Source organism: Porphyromonas sp. HMSC065F10 (assembly GCF_001808555.1).
Classification (GTDB): domain Bacteria; phylum Bacteroidota; class Bacteroidia; order Bacteroidales; family Porphyromonadaceae; genus Porphyromonas_A.
In genome coordinates this window covers 16,878-36,278 of sequence record NZ_KV793804.1, presented here as the reverse complement: position 1 = coordinate 36,278, position 19,401 = coordinate 16,878, and the positions used below count along the sequence as shown (strand labels likewise).

General features: G+C 56.6%; 19 protein-coding genes. 10 read left to right on the top strand and 9 right to left on the bottom strand.

Annotated features, from left to right (window positions below; genetic code table 11):
* The first annotated feature begins 106 nt into the window (after positions 1-106).
* The 6 genes from HMPREF2890_RS07780 to HMPREF2890_RS07755 all read left to right on the top strand — a co-directional run bounded on the left by HMPREF2890_RS07780 (position 107) and on the right by HMPREF2890_RS07755 (position 5,146).
* A complete protein-coding gene (locus HMPREF2890_RS07780; RefSeq protein WP_070467330.1) occupies positions 107-592 on the top strand; it encodes a hypothetical protein in 486 nt (161 codons plus the stop codon).
* 6 nt (positions 593-598) lie between these two features.
* Positions 599-1,306 (top strand): 16S rRNA (cytidine(1402)-2'-O)-methyltransferase, encoded by a 708-nt coding sequence (gene rsmI, locus HMPREF2890_RS07775; RefSeq protein ID WP_070467328.1) that lies wholly within the window; start codon positions 599-601, stop codon positions 1,304-1,306.
* A 61-nt stretch (positions 1,307-1,367) separates the two neighbouring features.
* Positions 1,368-2,258 (top strand): Cbp1 family collagen-binding glycoprotein adhesin, encoded by an 891-nt coding sequence (locus HMPREF2890_RS07770; protein WP_083289899.1) that lies wholly within the window; start codon positions 1,368-1,370, stop codon positions 2,256-2,258.
* A 323-nt stretch (positions 2,259-2,581) separates the two neighbouring features.
* Entirely contained in the window at positions 2,582-3,307 is a 726-nt protein-coding gene (locus HMPREF2890_RS07765; RefSeq protein ID WP_070467325.1) for a YjjG family noncanonical pyrimidine nucleotidase, read from the top strand.
* Between the two features lie 8 nt (positions 3,308-3,315).
* On the top strand, positions 3,316-4,158 hold the full coding sequence (locus HMPREF2890_RS07760; protein WP_210394793.1) for a glycoside hydrolase family 16 protein: 843 nt from the start codon (positions 3,316-3,318) through the stop codon (positions 4,156-4,158).
* Positions 4,159-4,522: 364 nt separating this feature from the next.
* On the top strand, positions 4,523-5,146 hold the full coding sequence (locus HMPREF2890_RS07755; RefSeq protein ID WP_070467321.1) for a hypothetical protein: 624 nt from the start codon (positions 4,523-4,525) through the stop codon (positions 5,144-5,146).
* 65 nt (positions 5,147-5,211) lie between these two features.
* On the opposite strand, the gene guaA is transcribed toward HMPREF2890_RS07755, so the two are convergent.
* The 3 genes from guaA to HMPREF2890_RS07740 are packed head-to-tail and all read right to left on the bottom strand — an operon-like array spanning position 5,212 to position 8,321.
* On the bottom strand, positions 5,212-6,741 hold the full coding sequence (gene guaA / locus HMPREF2890_RS07750; RefSeq protein ID WP_070467319.1) for a glutamine-hydrolyzing GMP synthase: 1,530 nt from the start codon (positions 6,739-6,741) through the stop codon (positions 5,212-5,214).
* 28 nt (positions 6,742-6,769) lie between these two features.
* Positions 6,770-7,468: a tRNA (guanosine(37)-N1)-methyltransferase TrmD gene (trmD, locus tag HMPREF2890_RS07745; RefSeq protein WP_070467317.1), complete on the bottom strand. Its 699-nt coding sequence runs from the start codon at positions 7,466-7,468 to the stop codon at positions 6,770-6,772.
* Between the two features lie 46 nt (positions 7,469-7,514).
* Positions 7,515-8,321 carry a hypothetical protein gene (locus tag HMPREF2890_RS07740; protein ID WP_148130723.1) on the bottom strand — a complete coding sequence of 269 codons (807 nt, stop codon included), beginning with the start codon at positions 8,319-8,321 and terminating at the stop codon, positions 7,515-7,517.
* A gap of 331 nt (positions 8,322-8,652) precedes the next feature.
* Here HMPREF2890_RS07740 and HMPREF2890_RS07735 point away from each other — a divergent pair, with 331 nt between their 5' ends.
* The 4 genes from HMPREF2890_RS07735 to HMPREF2890_RS07720 all read left to right on the top strand — a co-directional run bounded on the left by HMPREF2890_RS07735 (position 8,653) and on the right by HMPREF2890_RS07720 (position 12,830).
* The gene (locus HMPREF2890_RS07735) at positions 8,653-8,988 is read left to right on the top strand and encodes a hypothetical protein (protein ID WP_070467312.1); all 336 of its coding nucleotides are present in this window, start codon (positions 8,653-8,655) and stop codon (positions 8,986-8,988) included.
* A 127-nt stretch (positions 8,989-9,115) separates the two neighbouring features.
* Positions 9,116-9,427 (top strand): hypothetical protein, encoded by a 312-nt coding sequence (locus HMPREF2890_RS07730; RefSeq protein ID WP_070467310.1) that lies wholly within the window; start codon positions 9,116-9,118, stop codon positions 9,425-9,427.
* Between the two features lie 63 nt (positions 9,428-9,490).
* A complete protein-coding gene (locus tag HMPREF2890_RS07725) occupies positions 9,491-11,785 on the top strand; it encodes a TonB-dependent receptor (RefSeq protein WP_070467307.1) in 2,295 nt (764 codons plus the stop codon).
* Positions 11,786-11,789: 4 nt separating this feature from the next.
* Positions 11,790-12,830, top strand: coding sequence for a hypothetical protein (locus HMPREF2890_RS07720; RefSeq protein ID WP_070467305.1), 1,041 nt, complete (start codon positions 11,790-11,792; stop codon positions 12,828-12,830).
* A gap of 63 nt (positions 12,831-12,893) precedes the next feature.
* Here HMPREF2890_RS07720 and HMPREF2890_RS07715 read toward each other — a convergent pair whose 3' ends face one another.
* The 6 genes from HMPREF2890_RS07715 to HMPREF2890_RS07690 form a co-directional block, all read right to left on the bottom strand.
* Positions 12,894-13,802, bottom strand: coding sequence for a nucleotidyl transferase AbiEii/AbiGii toxin family protein (locus HMPREF2890_RS07715; RefSeq protein WP_070467302.1), 909 nt, complete (start codon positions 13,800-13,802; stop codon positions 12,894-12,896).
* The gene (locus HMPREF2890_RS07710; protein ID WP_070467300.1) at positions 13,789-14,550 is read right to left on the bottom strand and encodes a type IV toxin-antitoxin system AbiEi family antitoxin domain-containing protein; all 762 of its coding nucleotides are present in this window, start codon (positions 14,548-14,550) and stop codon (positions 13,789-13,791) included. Before HMPREF2890_RS07710 ends, HMPREF2890_RS07715 begins: the two co-directional genes overlap by 14 nt.
* 75 nt (positions 14,551-14,625) lie before the next feature.
* Positions 14,626-15,015, bottom strand: coding sequence for a hypothetical protein (locus tag HMPREF2890_RS07705; RefSeq protein ID WP_070467298.1), 390 nt, complete (start codon positions 15,013-15,015; stop codon positions 14,626-14,628).
* Positions 15,016-15,024: 9 nt separating this feature from the next.
* The gene (locus HMPREF2890_RS07700) at positions 15,025-16,230 is read right to left on the bottom strand and encodes an HU domain-containing protein (protein WP_070467296.1); all 1,206 of its coding nucleotides are present in this window, start codon (positions 16,228-16,230) and stop codon (positions 15,025-15,027) included.
* A gap of 383 nt (positions 16,231-16,613) precedes the next feature.
* A complete protein-coding gene (locus HMPREF2890_RS07695; protein ID WP_070467294.1) occupies positions 16,614-17,870 on the bottom strand; it encodes an ROK family protein in 1,257 nt (418 codons plus the stop codon).
* A 206-nt stretch (positions 17,871-18,076) separates the two neighbouring features.
* The gene (locus HMPREF2890_RS07690; RefSeq protein ID WP_070467293.1) at positions 18,077-19,291 is read right to left on the bottom strand and encodes a C45 family peptidase; all 1,215 of its coding nucleotides are present in this window, start codon (positions 19,289-19,291) and stop codon (positions 18,077-18,079) included.
* Positions 19,292-19,401 lie beyond the last annotated feature (110 nt).

Sequence of the window (19,401 nt, the reverse complement as noted above, 5' to 3'; positions counted from 1 at the left end):
TTTACCGGTATTAGAGCGCACTAATATCGGTATTAGAGTACGGTAGTCCGAGGTGACCAATTTTGGTACCTTTGTGAGAGTAATAGATGACTCATCAATAATCATCATGAGTGAAGTACATGGTAATGGAGCCCGGCTGGTAGAGCGTATCAATCGGCTGATAGAGGAGCTGACGGAGATACGCGATGAGGTGACCGATCTCTATGCGACGCCCGCAACCCCCGATCTGGAGGAGGTGAAGGAGGTGCCTATTGCTGAGGAGTGCAGCTCCCCGGAGAGCTGTGGCGCACCCGTTATGGTGGATCAGGAGCTGGAGGAGAAGGTCCCCGAGCTGACGCTGGAGACCGCCTTTGAGCCGCTGGTCGACTTCCACACCGCCGGGCAGCTGTCGGTGGCTGACTCTTTCTTCTTCGCCAATGGACTCTTCGGAGGCAATCGCCCCGAGCTCAATAGGGTCCTCGGGGAGATCGACCGGCTTAGCTCCGTCTCTCAGGTGCGACACTACCTTACGGAGACCCTTGACCTCGATATGGAGTCAGAGGAGGGGAAGCGCTTCTACGACTTTGTCCTCTCCTGCTCTACTCGGAGATAGTCTGCCATGAGTACACCACTGACCATCATCCCCACTCCGGTGGGCAATCTCGAGGACATGACCTACAGGGCTGTCCGTCTCCTCCGCGAGGCGGACCTGATCCTGGCGGAGGACACCCGCACGTCGGCGACCCTGCTGCGAGAGTATGGCATCGAGACCCCGATGATCAGTTACCATATATTCAATGAGCATAAGATCGTCGAGCGGGTGACGGAGGAGATCTCTCAGGGGCGCCGGGTGTGCCTGATCTCCGATGCCGGCACACCGGGGATCTCTGACCCGGGGTTTCTCCTCGTCCGCTCCTGTGTAGAGGCGGGCATCGAGGTGAGCTGTCTCCCGGGCGCTACGGCAGTGATCCCTGCCGTCGTCGCCTCAGGGTTGCCGTGTGATCGCTTTGTCTTTGAGGGCTTTCTCCCGCACAAGAAGGGACGCCTCACCAGGCTGAGGGCACTCGAGGATCGGGAGGAGACTACGATCCTCTACGAGGCGCCCACCCGCATCGTCAGGTTGCTCGAGGAGATCGGCGAGCTGTATGGCGATACGCGACGCGTCGTCCTCGCTCGAGAGATCTCCAAGCGGTACGAGGAGTATCTGAGGGGCGTCCCCTCGGATCTGCTGCAACACTTTGCCACAGAGGAGCCTAAGGGGGAGATGGTCCTCGTGGTGGAGGGGTTGCCTAAGGGGGAGAAGGTGCACAAGAATAAATTTCGATAATTTTGTGGCGGAGTTCAATGATGAGCTCCGTGACAGAAACTAAGCAAGACAATAATAGAGTATGATCAGATCATTAGTCAAGACCTTAGCCGGAGCCTCAGTGGCTCTCTCGCTAATGGTGGTCGGCTGTACCGGTAATAAGGGATCCAGCTACGACAAGCTGAAGACCAGCTATGACTCCCTGCTGATGCAGAGTGATAAGAATCAGGCTGATCTCAATGAAGCCATCGGCATCATCAACGAGGTGGAGGGCAACCTCAGCCAGATCGCTGATGCCGAGCATCGTGTGCAGGCTGACGCTCTCAAGGGAGAGCTCAATCAGTCTCAGAAGCAGCGCATCATGGACGAGATCTCGCTGCTCCGCCAGACACTGCAGGAGAATAAGCAGAACCTTGCCCAGCAGCAGGAGAAGCTGAAGCGTAGCGGCATCAATATCGCAGCCCTCGATAAGAAGATCAGTCTCCTTACCAGCCAGATCGCTGAGAAGGATCAGATGATCCAGTCTCTCCAGGCCGACCTCGAGAGCGCTCGGGGGATGATCGCCCGACAGGATAGTCTCATCTCTGAGCAGTCGGAGAGGGGTGCTGTCAATGAGGCGACCATCGCGATCCAGAATAAGCGACTGCAGGATCAGGACGCTGCCCTGCACCGCGCCTACTACTGCTTCGGTACACTCAGTGAGCTGAAGGAGGAGAATATCATCAAGGGTGGTGGTCTCTTCTCCAAGGCAAAGGTGCTTCCCGAGGGCTTCAATCAGGAGTACTTCAAGCAGGTGGACACCCGTGACCTGACGACGATTGCGCTCTTTGCCGCCAAGGCGCATCTGCGCACCCAGCATCCCGCCTCCTCGTATCACTTTGAGAAGGATGCAGATGGCAATCAGACGCTTGTCATCGACAACCAGAAGGACTTCTGGAGCCGAAGCAAGTATCTCGTCGTAGAGGTGGAGTGATCTCCGCCCTTTAGAGAGACCTTTGCATAATACCCCATCTGCGGCGTCACTTTCGAGATTCGGGGTTGGTTATGTGCGTAAGCACACTCCCTTCGCCCTCCCTCTCAGTTCCTTGCATCTGGGGTGTTCTGCAAAGTCCCTGCCGATAAAGCGGTGCTTTTTCAGCGAAAGACCGTTTTGCAAAGGTCCTTTAGAGTAAGTCACTGCCTGAGCCTTTTTCCCAAAAAAAGTCTCACCCGACAGCTATCCTGAGACGAGGCGAGGAGTATCCTGATCCTTACCTCGTCTCTTTTTGTGCAAGACCAACTCCCCCATTTTTCCCTATGATAGTAAAGACGGTGCTGATCGACCTCGACGATACGCTCTGGGCGACTACCCGTAACAACCAGTCGGCCCTGCGTGAGGTGTATGAGGCTCGAGGATGGAGCCGATGGATCGACTCCTTTGAGACCCTGCGGGATGTCTACCAGCCGATCAATGATCACCTCTGGCATCTCTACCGTGTCGGTGAGATCACGAAGCCGGAGCTGACCGTGAGGCGCTTCAGGGAGCCTCTTGAGCACTTTATGGGACCACTCGATGAGCAGCTCCTCGAAGAGATCAATCGGCAATTCCTCTCGCTCACGGCAACGAAGAAGGAGACCATCCCCGGGGCCATCGAGCTGCTGCAGGAGCTGCGTCGTCGCTATCGGATCGTGATCCTGTCCAATGGATTCGTGGAGGTGCAGCACCGGAAGATGGCTGCCGCAGGGATCCTGCCCTACGTGGACTGCATCGTGCTGAGCGAGATGGCGGGGATCAATAAGCCGAGTAAGGCGATCTTTGACTACGCGCTCTCTCGCTCTCGCTCACGGCGCTCGGAGACGGTGATGATCGGTGACGACTGGGAGTCGGACATCCAGGGTGCAGACAATGCCGGACTGCCGGCGATATGGTTTAACCTCCGAGGTCAGGCTCGACCGGACGAATCGCTCAGAGTACCCCTATACGAGGTGAGCCGACTCTCCGAGATCCCGCCCCTGCTGAGGAGCTTCACTTCCTTTACCTGACACATATGATGAGTAGATGCTTATTGACTATTTTATCCTCGATCCTCGCTGCCGGTCTCTGCGCGGGACAGGAGTCAGATCGGCTGCAGTATGAGGGCTATCGGCTTGCATGGGAGGAGAACTTCGCATCGGAGACCCCGGACAGCACCCTCTGGAGCATCGTCCCGGCTCAGCCCTACGACTGGGCTCGCCACATGACGTCGGAGCGCCCTGACCTGATGGAGATCTCGGGTGGGACCCTGAAGCTCCGGGCTGACTATGACCGCACCACCGGCACCTACGTGACCGCTGGACTATGGGGCAAGGGGAAGCAGGAGATCCGGCTGGGACGCATCGATGTGCGTGCCCGATTTGACAGTGGCCAGGGATTTTGGCCTGCCATCTGGATGCTCGGCTATGCCTCCGATGTGTCGTGGCCGCATAATGGCGAGATAGACATTATGGAGCATCTCAATCAAGACTCCATCGTCTACCAGACGGTCCACAACGGACTGACAGAGCGGGAGGGCTACGACGGACCCGACCGCGGGGGCGTCATAGGGATAGACTCGAGTTGCTTCAATGTCTACAGCGTAGTGATCGAGGAGCATCAGATCTTGCTCTTGGTGAATGATCAGCTGTGCCACACCTACCCTCGTGTCGTGGAGGGCGAGGAGCAGTTTCCTTACCCCTTTTACCTCATCCTGTCAGCCCAGATGGGAGGCTCTTGGGTAGGCCGACCGGTACCGCCGGAGCAGCCGCTCACGCTAGAGATAGACTACATCCGCCACTACCTGCCTCTCCCTGCTTCGGATATGCATTTTGATCTGCTGGGACAGGAAGCGGTTACCCTTGAAGGGGATGATAGATAAGAGAGTAAGGGATTAGGATCTCTAGATACAGCAGAGATACGGGAGCTTCTGTAAACATTTTTTTGTAGGTCAAAATTGTTGGCGCCACCTCCTACGTCTGCCATCATTGGACCGCCGTTTTAGGGGATTGAGTCCGATGACAGTCCTTATCTTTCCTCTCATACCTTTGGGGTAGGGTATTATGGCGGTGTGTAGTATTCCGGCACCACCCATTGAGTGTCCTACAGCATCGTGCTATACGACTACCCCATAGATAGTGATTTGCAGAGGCTTGTCCCTCCGAAGAGATCGGGTGTGTGCGGAAAAGAGGTATATTTGCTTTTGGATAAGATGTAACCACACTTTAGTCTAAGGCGCTCAAGCTATGGAGAAGAATAAGGTCATTACCTCGATCACCCTGCTCGATGGGACGGTGTTGCCGTGCGAGCCACTCGGGGAGGGTGAGAAACCGGTGCCGACACGCTGGGCTCTCAATCACGAGACCGGCGAGTATTACTACAAGCCTCAGCCGAAGTTTCGGTCGGATGAGACCGAGGAGGAGATCGATGAGATCCGGAAGCTCGGGTGGACGCTCTGGCTGGAGCATGCGTTTCTCATCTATAGGCACCGAGAGGAGATCCTGAGGGATAGTCGGATGTTCCTGACCCCGCTGATGACTCAGTGTGGTCTTGCTTACACGGGGAGCTCAGGCTTTGAGCGGCCCACCGTGGGGATCTACCTGGAGTGGTGGGCGACCTGCCCCTTAGCGACGCACGTCGATGAGGAGGGCGTCCTGTGGTTAGTGACAGACTTCGGTGGCATCCCGCTCTCGGGGACCAATCGCACCACCTTCGTCAGCGAGGATGGTCGGAGAGATATGAGACCAGTCCATGACTTTACAGCGCTCTGGTCGTCGTATCAGGAGGTCAATGTCCGCTATAATAAGGCGAAGCGGTACTGCCGCTCCTATAATTTCTTCGAGCTGGTAAAGCTCCTCGAGGAGAAGTAAAAAAAAGGACGCACAGCCATTCGACTGTGCGTCCTTTCTCTTTATGCTCTCGGGGGGGGGGAGGGTTACTCCCACTCGATCGTGGATGGCGGCTTGGAGGAGATGTCGTAGACGCAGCGATTGACGCCGTCCACCGTATTGATGATCTCACTCGACACGCGTGCAAGGAAGTCGTAGGGCAGGTGCGCCCAGTCGGCACTCATCGCATCGACGGAGGTGACGGCACGGAGTGCGATCACCTGGTCGTAGGTCCGCTCGTCACCCATCACGCCGACGGAGTGAACCGGTAGGAGGATCGCTCCCGCCTGCCATACCTCGTCGTAGAGACCGGCCTCGCGGAGCCGGCTGATGAAGATGTGGTCCGCCTCCTGTAGGATCCGAACCTTCTCCGGCGTGATATCACCGAGGATGCGGATGGCGAGACCGGGACCGGGGAAGGGCTGACGATAGACCATGTCGTGTGGCATGCCGAGCTCCTCGCCCACCTTGCGCACCTCGTCCTTGAAGAGCTTGCGGAGCGGCTCCACGAGGCTAAACTTCAGGTCCTCAGGCAGACCGCCCACATTGTGATGGCTCTTGATCGTCGTGCCGGTGATGGAGAGCGACTCGATCACGTCGGGGTAGATAGTCCCCTGAGCGAGCCACTTCACATCCTTGAGCTTATGCGCCTCAGCGGCAAAGACGTCGATGAAGCCCTTGCCGATGATCTTTCGCTTCTGCTCCGGGTCGGAGACGCCCTTGAGCTGAGAGTAGAAGTAGTCGACGGCGTCGATCCCCTTTACATTAAGTCCCAGCCCCTTGTAGAGAGACATCACTTCGTCAAACTCTCCCTTGCGGAGGAGTCCGTGGTTGACGAAAATGCAGTAGAGTCGGTCACCGATAGCGCGGTGGAGGAGAGTGGCGCAGACGCTTGAGTCGACCCCGCCACTGAGGGCGAGGATCACCTTGTCCTCTCCCAGCTGCTCCCTCAGCTCCGCCACCGTGGTGTCGATGAAGGAGGCAGGCGTCCAGTCGTGCTCCAGCCCGCATATGTCGATGAAGTTGCCCAGCAGGCGGCTCCCCTGCTCGGAGTGGTGCGCCTCGGGGTGAAACTGCACGCCCCAGACCGGAGCTGTCTTGCTGCGGAAGACAGCGATCGGGATATTCTCCGTCGTCGCCAGCACCTCGAAGCCCTCCGGCAGGACGGTGATCGAGTCGCTGTGAGACATCCAGACGGTCGTCCCTTCGGAGAGTCCCCGGAGGAGCGGATCCTTTGCCCCCTCGCCACCTATGGAGAGATGGGTGCGACCATACTCGTGCAGACCAGTCTGCTCAACGGTGCCACCCAGCTCACCGGTGATCAGCTGGGCCCCATAGCATATCGCCAAGATCGGGAGCCCCCGGTCGATCAGCGCCTGCACGTCGATCCGGAAGGAGCGGGGATCGTGGATGGAGTAGGGGCTACCGCTGAGTATGACGCCCTTGATATCGGAGAAGTCCTCCGGTATCGATCGGTACGGCACCACCTCACAGTAGACACCGAGGTCTCTCACACGGCGAGCGATGAGCTGAGTCGTCTGGGAGCCAAAGTCTAAGATAAGGATTTTGTCAAGCATTTAGGGATCTGTATCGTGTGTGATTGCACTAATTCTTGTGAGAAGGCTCTTCCCCCTCGAGGAGCTGTGGGCGAAGCCGCTTCGTCCGCTCTACCGCCCGGTCGTACTCCCACTCGCGTATGAGACGCTCATTGCCGGAGAGAAGTACATCGGGTACCCTCCACCCATGCCAGTCGGCGGGACGGGTATAGATGGGTGGGGCGAGGAGATTGTCCTGAAAGGAGTCGGAGAGTGCGCTCTCCTCATCGCCCAGCACCCCCGGGATCAGGCGGATGATCGAGTCAGCGATCACGGCAGCGGGGAGCTCTCCTCCGGTGAGGACGTAGTCACCGATGCTGATCTCGCGGGTGATCAGGTGGTCGCGGATCCGCTGGTCAATGCCCTTATAGTGCCCGCAGAGGATGATGATATTCTCCTTGAGGGAGAGGCTATTGGCAGTCGGCTGGTCGAGCAAGTCCCCGTCGGGTGAGGTGAAGATCACCTCATCGTAGGGGCGCTCCGCCCGGAGTGTCTCTATGGCGCGCTCCACCGGCTCTATCTGCATCACCATACCTGCGGCACCGCCAAAGGGATAGTCATCCACGCGTCGCCACTTATTGGTTGTGTAGTCACGGAGGTTGTGGACAAAGATCTCAGCGAGACCCTTCTCCTGAGCCCTCTTAAGCATCGACATGCCGATGAAGGGCTCGATCATCTCCGGCAGTACGGTCAGTATATCGACTCTCATACCGCAAAGATACCAAGTCCCCGGCACATAGCTCCGCCACCTATCCTCACATCCACGGGCCCTTGCCGTACTGATTGAGCCGGAGCTTCATCGTGGCAGTCTGTCCGTCACGGAAAGTCATCTTCACGGTCAGCGTCTGAGGCTTGCGGTACTCGGCATTGTCCGTCCCCAGGATCATAAAGACCGTAGAGATGCCGACGTAGTCCCGGCTCGTCAGGTCGAGGTCGCTCAGCTTGCCGTAGAGTATCTCGGTGGCGCTACTCTGATTAGCAAAGTTTCGCCGCAGGATCTCCTTGTAAGCGACGTTGCGGATCGGAAAGTCTGAGGGCGGCTCCTTGGGGGAGTACTTCTCATGCTCCTTCGCAAAGCGGTCGGAGCAGCCGGTGAAATAGGCAAATTCGCTCGCCAGGTCGCTCCCTGCCGGCAGGCTCTTGCTCCAGGCGATGTCGCTCGTGATGGTGATCGAGGAGACCGGTGTGGCGTAGTAGAAGTGAAGTGGCACGGATGCTCCTCCGTTACGTACCAATCCCTTGTAGGTAAAGGGCTTGTCCACCTTGTCACCGAAGGTCTCCGCATACTTGGCAACGTGGGGACGCTGCGACTCGTCAAATATCGAGACACAGTCCTTGAAGGTACCCCCCTTCTGTCCCCGCACGATCTGTGTGCTATAGACCCAGAGCAGACCGGTCCCATAGTCCTGGGCAACTATAAAGGTCGGTTTCTCAATGAATCCGGTCGCAAAGTGTTCCCACGTGATCACCTCCTCCGTCTCGTCAAGCTTGGGGAGACACCCGGACAGCCCGACAAGCAGCGGGAACATAAGGAGCAGGAGTGATGATGTTACTTTTTTCATGACAATCTTTTGTATACCCTTCTGTGATTGCGACCTAAAGTTACTCATTTCCTCGGACATTGAGTGCGATGCGACTTTTAGGCTTGTGACAACAGCATAGGAGGGCTCTTGTGTCCACTTTCTTCAGTGCGAGTTGCATTGTGTCCGAAATCTGTGTGGATTAGTCATATAATGCTACATTAGAAGTGTGCTATATGAGTTTCTATCTTGATGATGACGGAAGACTATTCTCTACCCCTCGATGCGCCATTCGATGCCATAGCGCTATTTCTATGTAAATCAGTTCCTTTATTATTACCTTAGCGGGTGAGTGGCAACATCATATAGAGCAATGACAAGGGAAGAGCTTATTAAGCAGTGTAGGTACTACAAGGGCGAGGAGAAAAACCCTTATGAGGGCTGTAAGAATCTTTGCTGGTACTGGGATATGGAGAGGGTGTATGTCGGATCAGGAGGGGCTATGCTTCCTATGAGAGTGGAGTATGAAGCATATGGAGGGAAAAAGTTTCCCGGGATACCATACGAATTGCTAATCATAATGTTTACGTCTTGGGGTAAACACTCCTACGATCTTGAGCAGGGGTTGCCACTATTCTACAAGGCAGTGGAGGACTATCTCTTTGTTGCCAGCGACCACTATCCCGAGGATCGGATACCGGGTCAGTAACTGATGTTTACTTCTTGACGAAATGCGACAGAGTTACCTCCTTGCCGATTACCTCTCAGTCTCTGCCTGTCAACCCATGTGATATTGTCGTACTCTACTTACCTTTTTTCGTACCTTTGCCAAGGATATGAAGAGGGAGCAGATTATAAGGGTGCTGGCCGGCGTGATGCTGGCTGTCTTTGGCTCGGTAGCGGTGACGCTTCCGGTCCACCTCTCGTCGGTTGATCACGTCAGCGGTCTCTGCGACACCTCGCCGACGAGTGCCACCGGCTGTCTCTTCCTCCACTTCCTCTCCGAGACTTTTGACGAGGGCGAGGGGACTCCTGAGGTCATTGCACCTCGGATGACCGGTGTAGAGCTCTCCGTGGCTCCGACTCCGGTGCTACACTCTGTCTCGCTTGTCCTTCCGTCCCTTCGAGCCCCTCCCTTCCCTCTATAGTAACGCTTGTCGTCGGTCGCTCTCCGGAGCGGTCGGCTCTGTTGTACTATAGAGAGAAATCAAATGACACACATACCATATGACGGCGTGAGGTGTACCCTCTTTGGGACACTGCTCACGCTACTGACCCTGTCGGCGGCGGCTCAGTCGTGGCGGGTCACCGTCCTCGATGCGGAGGACAGACAGCCCCTGCCGTGCGTGATCCTCCGGCTGGGTCGTCACACCTATCTCACGGATGGAGCAGGTCTTGCGCTTGTCCCGACGGATGCCGGGCAAGGAGGGGGGCGGCTCGTCGGCAGCTTCGTCGGCTATGAGCCCTTCTCAATCCCGGTGGAGAGCCTGAGGGATACCACTATCTATATGCGTCCCGCTCGCGAAGTGCTGGACGCTGTGGAGGTGGTGGCGCAGCGGACACCCAAGGCGCAGACGATGGTGGGGGATGTGATCACCTCCGATGACCTCCACCGGACGATCCGGCAAGACCTGACCGATGCGCTGACGATGGTCAAGGGGGTGAGCAGCATCAGTACCGGCAGTGGCGAGGGGGTGCCGGTGATCCACGGTCTCTCGGGGAATAGGATCCTGATCATCCGAAACGGAGTGCGTCAGGAGGCACAGCAGTGGAATGTCGACTTCGGCACCCGGCTCCACGCAGGGCATGCCGGCATGATCACCGTCCTCAAGGGGGCGGAGTCGGTTCGCTACGGCAGCGATGCCCTCGGCGGGGTGATCATCATTGACAGCCCGCTGCTGCCTTATGGTGAGCAGACTACCGGGCGCATCGGGACAGAGTATGGCTCCAATGGTCGTAGTCTCGGTGCCGACTTCGCCCTTGCCGGTAGCCCCTTGTCCTCTGTAGCCTACCGCATCCAGGCCGCCTATGCCACCGCCGGGGACCGCTCAACCGCCAAGTACCTCCTTAATAACACCGGTGCTCGGTCGGGAGACCTCGACCTCAGCCTCGGGTGGAGAGGGGAGAGGGGGCTCGTGGAGCTCTTCTACAACCTGAGCGACCACGATGAGGGGATCTACTTCGGTGCGCAGCTTGGCAGCGAGGATCTCCTGCGGGAGCGGATCAAGCTTGGGCGACCGGTGGAGACGTCCCCTTTCTCACGCTCCATAGCCTTCCCCCGCCACCGATCTATTCATCACAACCTCCGTTTGCGTGGCGAGTATCGCAGCGACCACTTGGGGACCCTTGCCCTATGTCTCGCCTACCAGCGTGACCGTCAGCGGGAGTACCACTTCCGCCGTATGGACCGCTCCTCCATCCCGAGCGTCAGCCTGACGCTCGACAATGCCCAGGGCGACCTCACCTGGTCAAAAAGCTATGGTCCTTGGTCGAGCGAGGTGGGGAGCGGAGTCACCTACAGCAACAACTACAGTCAGCCCGGTACGGGAGTGGTCCCTCTGATACCCAATTACGTCCGTCTCTCCGGTGGGCTCTATGGGGTGCAGAAGTACCAGACCGAGCGGCTGGCTCTCGAGGCGGGCAGTCGCATTGACGCCCTGTACCTCAATGCCCAGGGTATCGACCTCTACTCGCGACCTTACGGGGGCGAGCGGCGGTATCTCAATCTCACTGCCATGGCGGCGGCACACTATCACCTCCTCCCCTCCCTCGCTCTGACGACGCAGCTCGGCAGCGCCTGGCGGGCACCCCATGTGGCGGAGCTCTGGAGCGAGGGACTGGATGCCGCCGGAGGACTGTATCTCAAGGGGGACGACACCCTAGGAAGCGAGAGGGCACTAAAGTGGATTGCCGCCATCGACTACTCCTCAAGCGCCCTCAGGGCATCGGTCGAGGGGTATCTGCAGTGGATCGGCGGGTATATCTACAAGGCTCCGACGGGAGACTTTTTCTCGGTCCTCAGTGGCTCCTATCCCCTCTTCCGCTACCGCAGTACCTCCGCCTTTCTCCGTGGGGTGGATGCGGAGGTCCACTGGTCGGTCACCGACAGGATCTCGTACCGTGTACTGGGGGGCATCGTCCTCGGTAACGAGCGCTCCACCGGTCGCTATCTCCCCTTCATCCCCCCATTTCGCCTCACTCAGACGCTTGACGTGAAGCTCCCCCTCTGGAGGGAGACCACGATCGGGCTGTCGCATAAGTATGTGGCCAAGCAGCGGCGCTTCGATCCCGACCAGGATCTGATCCCCTACGCTCCGCCGGCCTACCATCTCCTCGGTCTCGAGGCGGGGACGATGATCCCGCTCACCGGAGAGCAGTCGCTCAGCATCGCGCTCTCCGTCTCCAATCTGCTGAATACGGAATACAAGGAATACACGAATCTCTCACGGTACTACGCGCACGATCTCGGTAGGGACGTGCGACTGGCCGTGACCTATCACTTTTAATATCATGAAGAAAACGAATTACGCTACGCTCATAGCCCTGCTGCTCCTGACCCTTGGTCTCGCAGCCTGCAAGCCCAGTACCCCGGTCGACGAGGTGCAGAATAAGAACCACGATGACCCGAAGAAGATCGAGCTGATCCTCTTTGACTGCCACTTCCACGGCAATGATGTGCACGCCACAGCCCAGGAGAAGGGCGTAAAGTATTTCACCAGGGAGCAGGTGATGATCCTCGAGGAGGTCCCGGGCAAGGGGTGGCAAGTCTCGCCCAAGGGCGTCGACCGCTTCCTCGTCTATGGTGGCAAGAATGAGGAGAAGATTCCCGACCTCTCCTCCATCATCGATCCCGCCAAGAGGGACTGGACGGATCGGACTTTCAACGCCGCGAGAGATGCCGGTATCTCTCTTCGCCAGTATGGTCTCCTTATCAAGATGTACGACAAGGAGGGGAAGGAGATCACGGGGCAATTTGCCACCAATGGCGAGGACAAGAGGCATCAGTTCTTCTTCACCGCCCGTAATATCCGACCCACAAAGTTTGGTGATCCGACTAAGAAGTATGACGATGATGTCTACCACTATATGTATTACTACTACTTCGACACCGACCCTTGGGATAAGACACTATACAGCGGAGCAAAGTATACCGGGATCTCCAATCCGATCGGCCTGAAGGGCTTTATGGAGTTCCCCGTGTCAGAGATCCGATTTGAGCTACAGCTGACACTTCTCCATGCGAGGTCCAGCAAGTTTAGCGGTGAGGGTGGTCGTCCATCGCCCTTCTACGGGATGACGACCAAGCAGCGAGCTACAGATGTGGTGGATATTAATCTGAAGGGGATCCCCTTCATCGTCTTTGCCAATACCGGCGAGTATGTCAAAACGAATACCCACGACCTCTCCAAGCTGAAGCCTGAGGAGAAGCTCCTCGTGGAGAAACTGAGCGATGCTGCCGGCATCACGGAGCAGGAGGCACTGAATGACCTCTGGTGTATGCTCTTTGGCGAGATACCGGAGCACGATTCTAGTAAGGGACGCCACCTCTGACCTTAGGGGATAAAAAGAGAGCCCCCCGCAAGTACGAGACTTGCGGGGGGCTCTCTGATTTTGCTATTCGTTGTGCAATATTCCTCTCAGCTTACTAATCTGCTTGGAGAAGCTACCAGGATCGTTGTCTCTCAGCTTGCGGATGTTCAGGAGCTTCCACGCAATAGAGGGATGACTCTCAAAGCTCGGGTAGGGTATCAGAGACCACTTGGGACTTCCGCACGCAAACGAGATAAGGAACTCACGCTCCGACTCGGAAAATAGAGACTGTATGTCCCTGATCAATTTGTCTCGCGTAGCTTCGTAATCTTGGTAGGTAAATGGAGTCTTTGTCATCCCTGCAAACTGGCTCTCCATCACGCTTGACTGGTCAATGAGGTTGGGAGACAAGGACTCCGAAATGGGGCGGTCGCTACTGAGGAGACAATACAGTATCCCCTCTTTCACCTCCAGCAAGGAGTGATCCATATGCCTGACATCAAAAAGGTCTCTCGGATGCTGTCGAGACAGTGCTGCAGAGATCTTGCCTCCATATAGTAGGGAGATGGGAACCACTCTTGCCTCGCAGTACATGCCGAAGTCCTCTTGTGCCTTATTGCACAGAGGCATTAATTGCGGCTCTCCGGAGACAATGCCCCGTTTTGTCTGATTGACCTCCACCTTGACTTGACTTCCTTTGAAGCTACAGAGAAGCTTACATATATCTGGTCTCAAAGCCGTCTGTATGCCTTTGACGGACTGCCTCAGTCTGTTGGCAATCCTTCCGAGACAGGCATTGATATTCTCAATACTCGCCTTGCGGTCTAGTATTGGGATATAGGTGAGGTCTATGTCTACCGAGTACCGAGGGAGATCCTTGACAAAAAGATTGATCGCTGTGCCACCGTGTATGGCGAGATCTACCTCCTCACTTATGGCCGGGATGATGCGTATCAGGAGTTCGACCTTACTCCGGTAGTCACTCGTAGTCATAGAGCTCCTGTGGGATTGTGATCTGGTACTTGTCAACGTAGATCCCCGGAGTTGCCAAGGCTCTTGTCCCCTTCCCTAAGTGAACTTTCGTAGTATCCAGTTGCTTCAGCCACGGCAGCTGAGCCTTGTCGGCAAAGTAAAGGAGCAGGCGATTCACCTTCACTGAGCGACTCGACTCCAGCAGCTGCTGGAGCACACCCGGTCTCAGCGTGGTTAGCATCTCTGCCACATAGTAAATATCTATCAGAGAGTGGTACCTTGGTGTCAAATTTAAGGCCTCGAGTATCGCCCTCTCCGGCGAAGAAACATACACATAGTACCCCCCCACCTCCATGAGCTCGATGCCAAGATCGCTCCCGTTAAAGAGGTTGGTGCTGAAGAACCGAAGATCTCCCAAGAGATTCCCTGTCTGGAGCCAAGTGGGGATATGGTCTCCAACAGGCTCGTAGAGAAAAATTGGCTCCTCACCCATATGCCCGAAATGAGAGAAACCCCTTAGCTCCAGCGCTGTAGAGGCTCCAAGTACATACTTTTTCCCTAAAAGCTTGCGGTATGAGTAGAGCACGGCAGGCAGGGTGGGCGTGTATCCGTCAAAGCAGTAGACCCCGGACGCTATCCGCCGGAGCCAACCGCGTCCTACAAGGTCCGCCATCTCTGATCGCGCTATGCCTTGCTGATCCATCCATGCAGCAAAGAGGATAGGGGTCTCCTGCGATTGTCTCTGCAGTTGTTTTATTTTAGTCGACATATGTACGCTGATTCGCATACAAATATACCGCAAAATAAACAGAGGCGCGGTCTCGCCTCACATCGGAGAGCTGAGTCACCGGAGGCGCTTGCGCTGCTTGCGGTAGCGGTAGTAGGTGCTGCCCGCAAAAGCAGCGAGGACGATGAGTGATCCCAGCTCCTCACGGAGGTAGTCGAGTGACTGTGTGCAGTGGAGGATGAGACTCACCACGAGTACCGCCCCGATGACGATGTAGCCGGCTGCCACCTCGCGCCATACTCGGTCGAGCAGGTAGAGCGAGTGGATCTCACCGGGGGAGCCATAGCAGGCGTTGGGATAGCTGAATACGGAGATCAGGGCAAAGAGTGCTACCATATAGACGTGGTCGTGCCAGGGTGCCGGTCCCGTCACCATCTCATAGATGTAGTAGAGCGCTCCGAGGAGACCCAGTATCACGGCGATCGTCGCTATCACTTGTCTATTCATACGCTGTATTTATTTGTCAAGATAGATCCAGGACTGACTATACTCCCTCTCCTTCCGTACCTCCCTCATCTGCTCCACTGCACGGTCAGAGTCCTCAAGTGCGTGGGAGAAGATCCGTCGTTGCCCATTGCGCATCATCAAGATGCCTGCATCGGGAAAGGTCTCATGGACCTTGTGCGACTTGAGGTAAGTCTCCATCTCTTTGTCGGTCATCAGACTGGCGATGATGATGTAGTGCCGTGGGGTGATCTCCCCCTGCCGATAGATTGGGAGTCCCTTGTAGGTCTCTCTCTGTGGTGTAATAGGCTTGGCAACAGGCTCTTGGGGCTTGACTGCAGGGGCTTGCTGGGTCGTGGGTGTAGGCGTAGGCTGAGGCTGTGGGGCGGGCTTGCCTCCTCGGGTGATGAGGAAAATGATCCCGCCAAGGACCACCAGTCCTATGAGGCAGCCAATGATGATCTGCAGCGCCTTGCTCTTGCTCTCTCTCGGACGCTCGTGCTGTGCGGAAGGCTCGTCGGTCGGATGGGATGGGGTGGGTGTCAGAGGGGGCTCAGCGACCGGCTCCGGAGTAGGCTCAGCCGGGGGCGTCGGAGTTTGTGCCTCGGGTGTGGAGGTCTCCTTGACTGGCTCAGCCGAATAGCTTGCCTCTGTGTCAGGATCGGGCGAAGTGACCGTGAATGGAGCTTCTGTGATAGAGGACCCTTCGTCAGGCTCAGCCGGATAGCTCTCCTGGGCGTCCGGCTCTTGCGAGGCGGATCGGATCTCCTGCTCCATCCCCTCACTGCCTGCGCCATCTCTCAGCATAAGCGTGACGGCCGGCAAGTCAAATCCTCGAGCGCCTCCATCGCTGCGGAAGGTGATCTTCCCACTCTGCCATGGATCGCGGATCAGCATCCCAAGGTGACCGATCGTCACAGGGGCACCTGTCTCGAGCACCTTGACCATCTCCTCTATGTCGGTGCGCAAACGCTCTCCGGCGACCTGTGCCTGCTCCTCAGGGGTGCCTTCACCGGACAGATAACGACGGCGGAGGATGCCGTCATCGGCTGCGTTGCCGGGATTGAAGCGAACCTGCTTCGTCGGCGGATAAATCAGTCCCTTGCCTCTATCGAGGCGCGCCGGCAGACGATCGATCCGGAACGTCCCCAGCCCCGGGAGGGCAAACTTGCTCTGCTCCCCCAGTGTCAGCTCGATGTATTGCGTCAGCTTGCTCATAGTCTTACTCTTGGAGGGTAAAATTACCCCTTTTCTAAGAATATCTAAAAGTCTACCCCCGCACCAACTTGATTCTCCCGCACCATAAGTTTTGTACCATGTCTTGTAAGGCAATGGTTGTCAGATGCTGTAGCCGTAAAAATTCAGTGTGAAAAACCGGCTTCATCGGCTGATGAGTATAGCTCGCACTAATACCGGTAAAAGAAAACACTAATACCGGTATTAGTCGTCACTAATATCGGTATTAGTGTTTTCCCTCACCCGGTGGAGGCAGATGTCCGAAAAAAAGGAGGAGGGAGAGCCAGCTTGGGTGGCTCTCCCTCCATCTCTCAGAGACTATTGGTCTCGCTATACGTGCCACCCTAAGTGAGTGGCGGGGTGACTTAAGCCTCCTCTTCCTCCTCGGTGTCCGTGAGGTGCTCGATCGACTTCTTGCGTGCCAGCATGCAGGCACCCACGACACCGGCATAGCGCATCAGTAGGGAGCGTCGCAGCTTGGTGTCCTGACTCACCATATTGAGCGAGTACTTGCGGATCGCTGTCTTGAGAGGCTGCATAAAGTAGTCTCCCGTATTGGCGAGCTGTCCACCGATGATGACGAAGTCGGGGTTGTAGAGGTTGATCAGCCCGGCGATGTGCATACCGAGGTTATTCCCGATCTCCTCGAGGATGTCAATGCAGAGGATGTCCTCCCTCTGGGTCGCTTCGATCAGCTGGTCAAGCGTGACGTCCTCAGGATCTGTGATGCCGAAGGGACCATCCGGTGAGGTGAGCGTGGAGGTGTCTCCTTGGGCGATACGCTCCTGAAACTTGCGGTACATGGCGCTACCACTCGCCTCGGTCTCAAGACAGCCCTTCTTCCCGCAGTGGCACAGTACTTCGTTCTCAAAAGCGTGGATGTGCCCCAGCTCACCACTGAAGCCGGACTTGCCAGCGTAGGGCTTGCCGTCGATGATGATACCGAGACCGAGACCCCATGTGACGTTGATGAAGAGGATGTTGCGCCCCTCCTCGCGGATATGGGTCATATATTCTCCGTAGGCGCAGGCGCGTGAGTCGTTGTCGACCCAGACGGGGATGCAGAAGTGCTCCGTCAGGAGTTCGCCAAGAGGTCTCTCGCTGAAGTTGAAATAGGTGTAGCTGCATCCGGTCTCAGGATTGATGCGCCCGAAGATGTTGAGCCCGATGGAGACGACATTCTGCCGCTTCACCGTGCACTCGTGATCGATGTAGTGATCAATCCTGTGGCAGATCTCATCGAGGCACTCGGGCGTGTTCTCAAACTTAAAGGGGATGTCCATCACCTCCTGCACCTGATCGCCACAGAAGTCCATCATCATCATGTGCATCTTCCCCTGGGTGAAGTCCACACCGAGGAAGTAGACATTTGTGGGATCCAGCCCAAAGAGGTAAGGATGCCGTCCGCCGGAGGTCTCCAGCTTGCCGTAGCTACGCATGAGACCTCCATCGATCATCTCATTGACATACTTACTCGTCGTCGGTACGCTCAGCTCCAGCTTCTTGGAGAGTGAGGGGAGGGTATCCGGACCTTCGTCGATGATATGCTCTATGATTCTCCGCTTGTAGCGTAGGCTCTTCGTTGAGGAGTTAAACCTGTTCTTGAATTCTTCTGCCGTCATAATAATTTTAAGATTTCCCTTTGTTGGTCAAAGATAGTAATAAAAAACTTTCTGACCATAGGTGTTCGGTGCTGGATTTCTTTATCTTGGGGTAAACAGCCCCACTTGCTTATTGTTTTGCCCATCTTTGAGCCCCCCAAAAGAGCTATTGAAGGTCTCTTTCCAGCCCCTTGACAAAAGCACTTGCTCCACTTGTGAGCGAATCGTTACCTACTCGTCTTAGGCGTGGGATTTGCCTCGAGTGCCGAGCGCAGTAGGGCGGTGCATCGCTCCAAGTAGGCTCCGGTGAGTCTCTCGCGCTCCTCCGGGCTCTTAGCGGTGCGGATAGCGGGGAGTGCCTCCTGCTCAAGAGACTGTATGCGCTGCATCAGCCCGGTGCCCTCCTTATTGATGATCACCGGGAGGTAGAGGTAGCGGGTCTGCTCGACGGTATGGAGGGGGAAGAGCTCCTTCTTGATCTCCAGCACCAGCTCCGCAATTGTGCTCTCGGGAGTCTTCTCCTGAGGAAGGCCAAGCTCTGCAGGCACTTTCGCCCATGCCCATACCGGCACCAGCGGGCAGATGTAGGGCTGCCCCACCTGTATCCAGGAGGTGGCGTCAGTCGTGTCCTCGCCCGGAGAGACACCCTCGGTAATAGTGACGGAGGCAGAGTCGTAGCGTGCCATCAGGTCGTCGGTGAGGATGAAGCCCTTGGCGAAGCCATCGTGTCTCAGGTACTCGGTCCCATAGTCAATCCCCAGCTGAGAGTTGTAGAGGGAGCGGGAGAGGGTATTGGTGATGTAGTCGATCGTCACCGGACCATCCAGCTCGGAGAGCAACTCTCTCGCTGAGCAGGCGCGCACGTAGCCAAGGCCGCGGTCCTGCTCACCGGTCTCAGAGTAATTGGAGCGGACGATATATCCGCCGGGCGCAGTATTGGCATCCTCTTTCGTCCACGTGTAGTTATTGACCTCGTAGATCGCTGCCCCGCCGTGGGCATCGATGACGCCAAAGTGTGTGGCCAGCCCCATCGGCTTGACCATGGCATCGAGGAGCTGCTCGAAGTCCTTGAGTGTCTCGCACTCCTCCAGAGCCCGGCGCATCACATAGCCCTCTCGGTCGGCAATGGAGGCGGGGTCGTCCTTATTGACGTTGAAGGAGGCGCTATTCATGATCCCGAAGCCCCGTTCGTTGTGTCCGCTCCAGATCTGCTCGCCCTTCTTGTCCTCGACGTTGGAGATGCCGATGTACCACCAGCCCTTGGGGGACTGATGGCGGGAGACATAATTGTGGTAAAAGTCAGTGTCCCGCACCTTCCAGAGCATCGGGCGACCGCTCAGGGTCGACTTGCCGGAGAAGACGGCTGTGGTGCAGGCGTAAGAGAGGGCTGACAGGGAGGTGAGGAGCGCCACTGTGAGCGCAATGATAAGCGATTTCTTCATGGTCTTAAGTGAGTGGTAAGAGTTACTTCTGAGAGTATACAAAAGCTTTCTGCCCGCTAATGTACCACTTTTCTCCCATTGTCGTCTCAGCGGTATGGCGGGGTGGGGGG

Bases quoted from the DNA above. Each gene is read 5' to 3' on its own strand.
- HMPREF2890_RS07725 (WP_070467307.1), top strand. From the start codon at position 9,491: ATGACACACATACCATATGACGGCGTGAGGTGTACCCTCTTTGGGACA.
- HMPREF2890_RS07690 (WP_070467293.1), bottom strand. From the start codon at position 19,291: ATGAAGAAATCGCTTATCATTGCGCTCACAGTGGCGCTCCTCACCTCC.
- HMPREF2890_RS07735 (WP_070467312.1), top strand. From the start codon at position 8,653: ATGACAAGGGAAGAGCTTATTAAGCAGTGTAGGTACTACAAGGGCGAG.
- guaA (WP_070467319.1), bottom strand. From the start codon at position 6,741: ATGCTTGACAAAATCCTTATCTTAGACTTTGGCTCCCAGACGACTCAG.
- rsmI (WP_070467328.1), top strand. From the start codon at position 599: ATGAGTACACCACTGACCATCATCCCCACTCCGGTGGGCAATCTCGAG.
- trmD (WP_070467317.1), bottom strand. From the start codon at position 7,468: ATGAGAGTCGATATACTGACCGTACTGCCGGAGATGATCGAGCCCTTC.
- HMPREF2890_RS07765 (WP_070467325.1), top strand. From the start codon at position 2,582: ATGATAGTAAAGACGGTGCTGATCGACCTCGACGATACGCTCTGGGCG.
- HMPREF2890_RS07760 (WP_210394793.1), top strand. From the start codon at position 3,316: ATGAGTAGATGCTTATTGACTATTTTATCCTCGATCCTCGCTGCCGGT.
- HMPREF2890_RS07700 (WP_070467296.1), bottom strand. From the start codon at position 16,230: ATGAGCAAGCTGACGCAATACATCGAGCTGACACTGGGGGAGCAGAGC.
- HMPREF2890_RS07780 (WP_070467330.1), top strand. From the start codon at position 107: ATGAGTGAAGTACATGGTAATGGAGCCCGGCTGGTAGAGCGTATCAAT.
- HMPREF2890_RS07695 (WP_070467294.1), bottom strand. From the start codon at position 17,870: ATGACGGCAGAAGAATTCAAGAACAGGTTTAACTCCTCAACGAAGAGC.
- HMPREF2890_RS07730 (WP_070467310.1), top strand. From the start codon at position 9,116: ATGAAGAGGGAGCAGATTATAAGGGTGCTGGCCGGCGTGATGCTGGCT.
- HMPREF2890_RS07740 (WP_148130723.1), bottom strand. From the start codon at position 8,321: ATGAAAAAAGTAACATCATCACTCCTGCTCCTTATGTTCCCGCTGCTT.
- HMPREF2890_RS07720 (WP_070467305.1), top strand. From the start codon at position 11,790: ATGAAGAAAACGAATTACGCTACGCTCATAGCCCTGCTGCTCCTGACC.
- HMPREF2890_RS07770 (WP_083289899.1), top strand. From the start codon at position 1,368: ATGATCAGATCATTAGTCAAGACCTTAGCCGGAGCCTCAGTGGCTCTC.
- HMPREF2890_RS07705 (WP_070467298.1), bottom strand. From the start codon at position 15,015: ATGAATAGACAAGTGATAGCGACGATCGCCGTGATACTGGGTCTCCTC.
- HMPREF2890_RS07715 (WP_070467302.1), bottom strand. From the start codon at position 13,802: ATGACTACGAGTGACTACCGGAGTAAGGTCGAACTCCTGATACGCATC.
- HMPREF2890_RS07755 (WP_070467321.1), top strand. From the start codon at position 4,523: ATGGAGAAGAATAAGGTCATTACCTCGATCACCCTGCTCGATGGGACG.
- HMPREF2890_RS07710 (WP_070467300.1), bottom strand. From the start codon at position 14,550: ATGTCGACTAAAATAAAACAACTGCAGAGACAATCGCAGGAGACCCCT.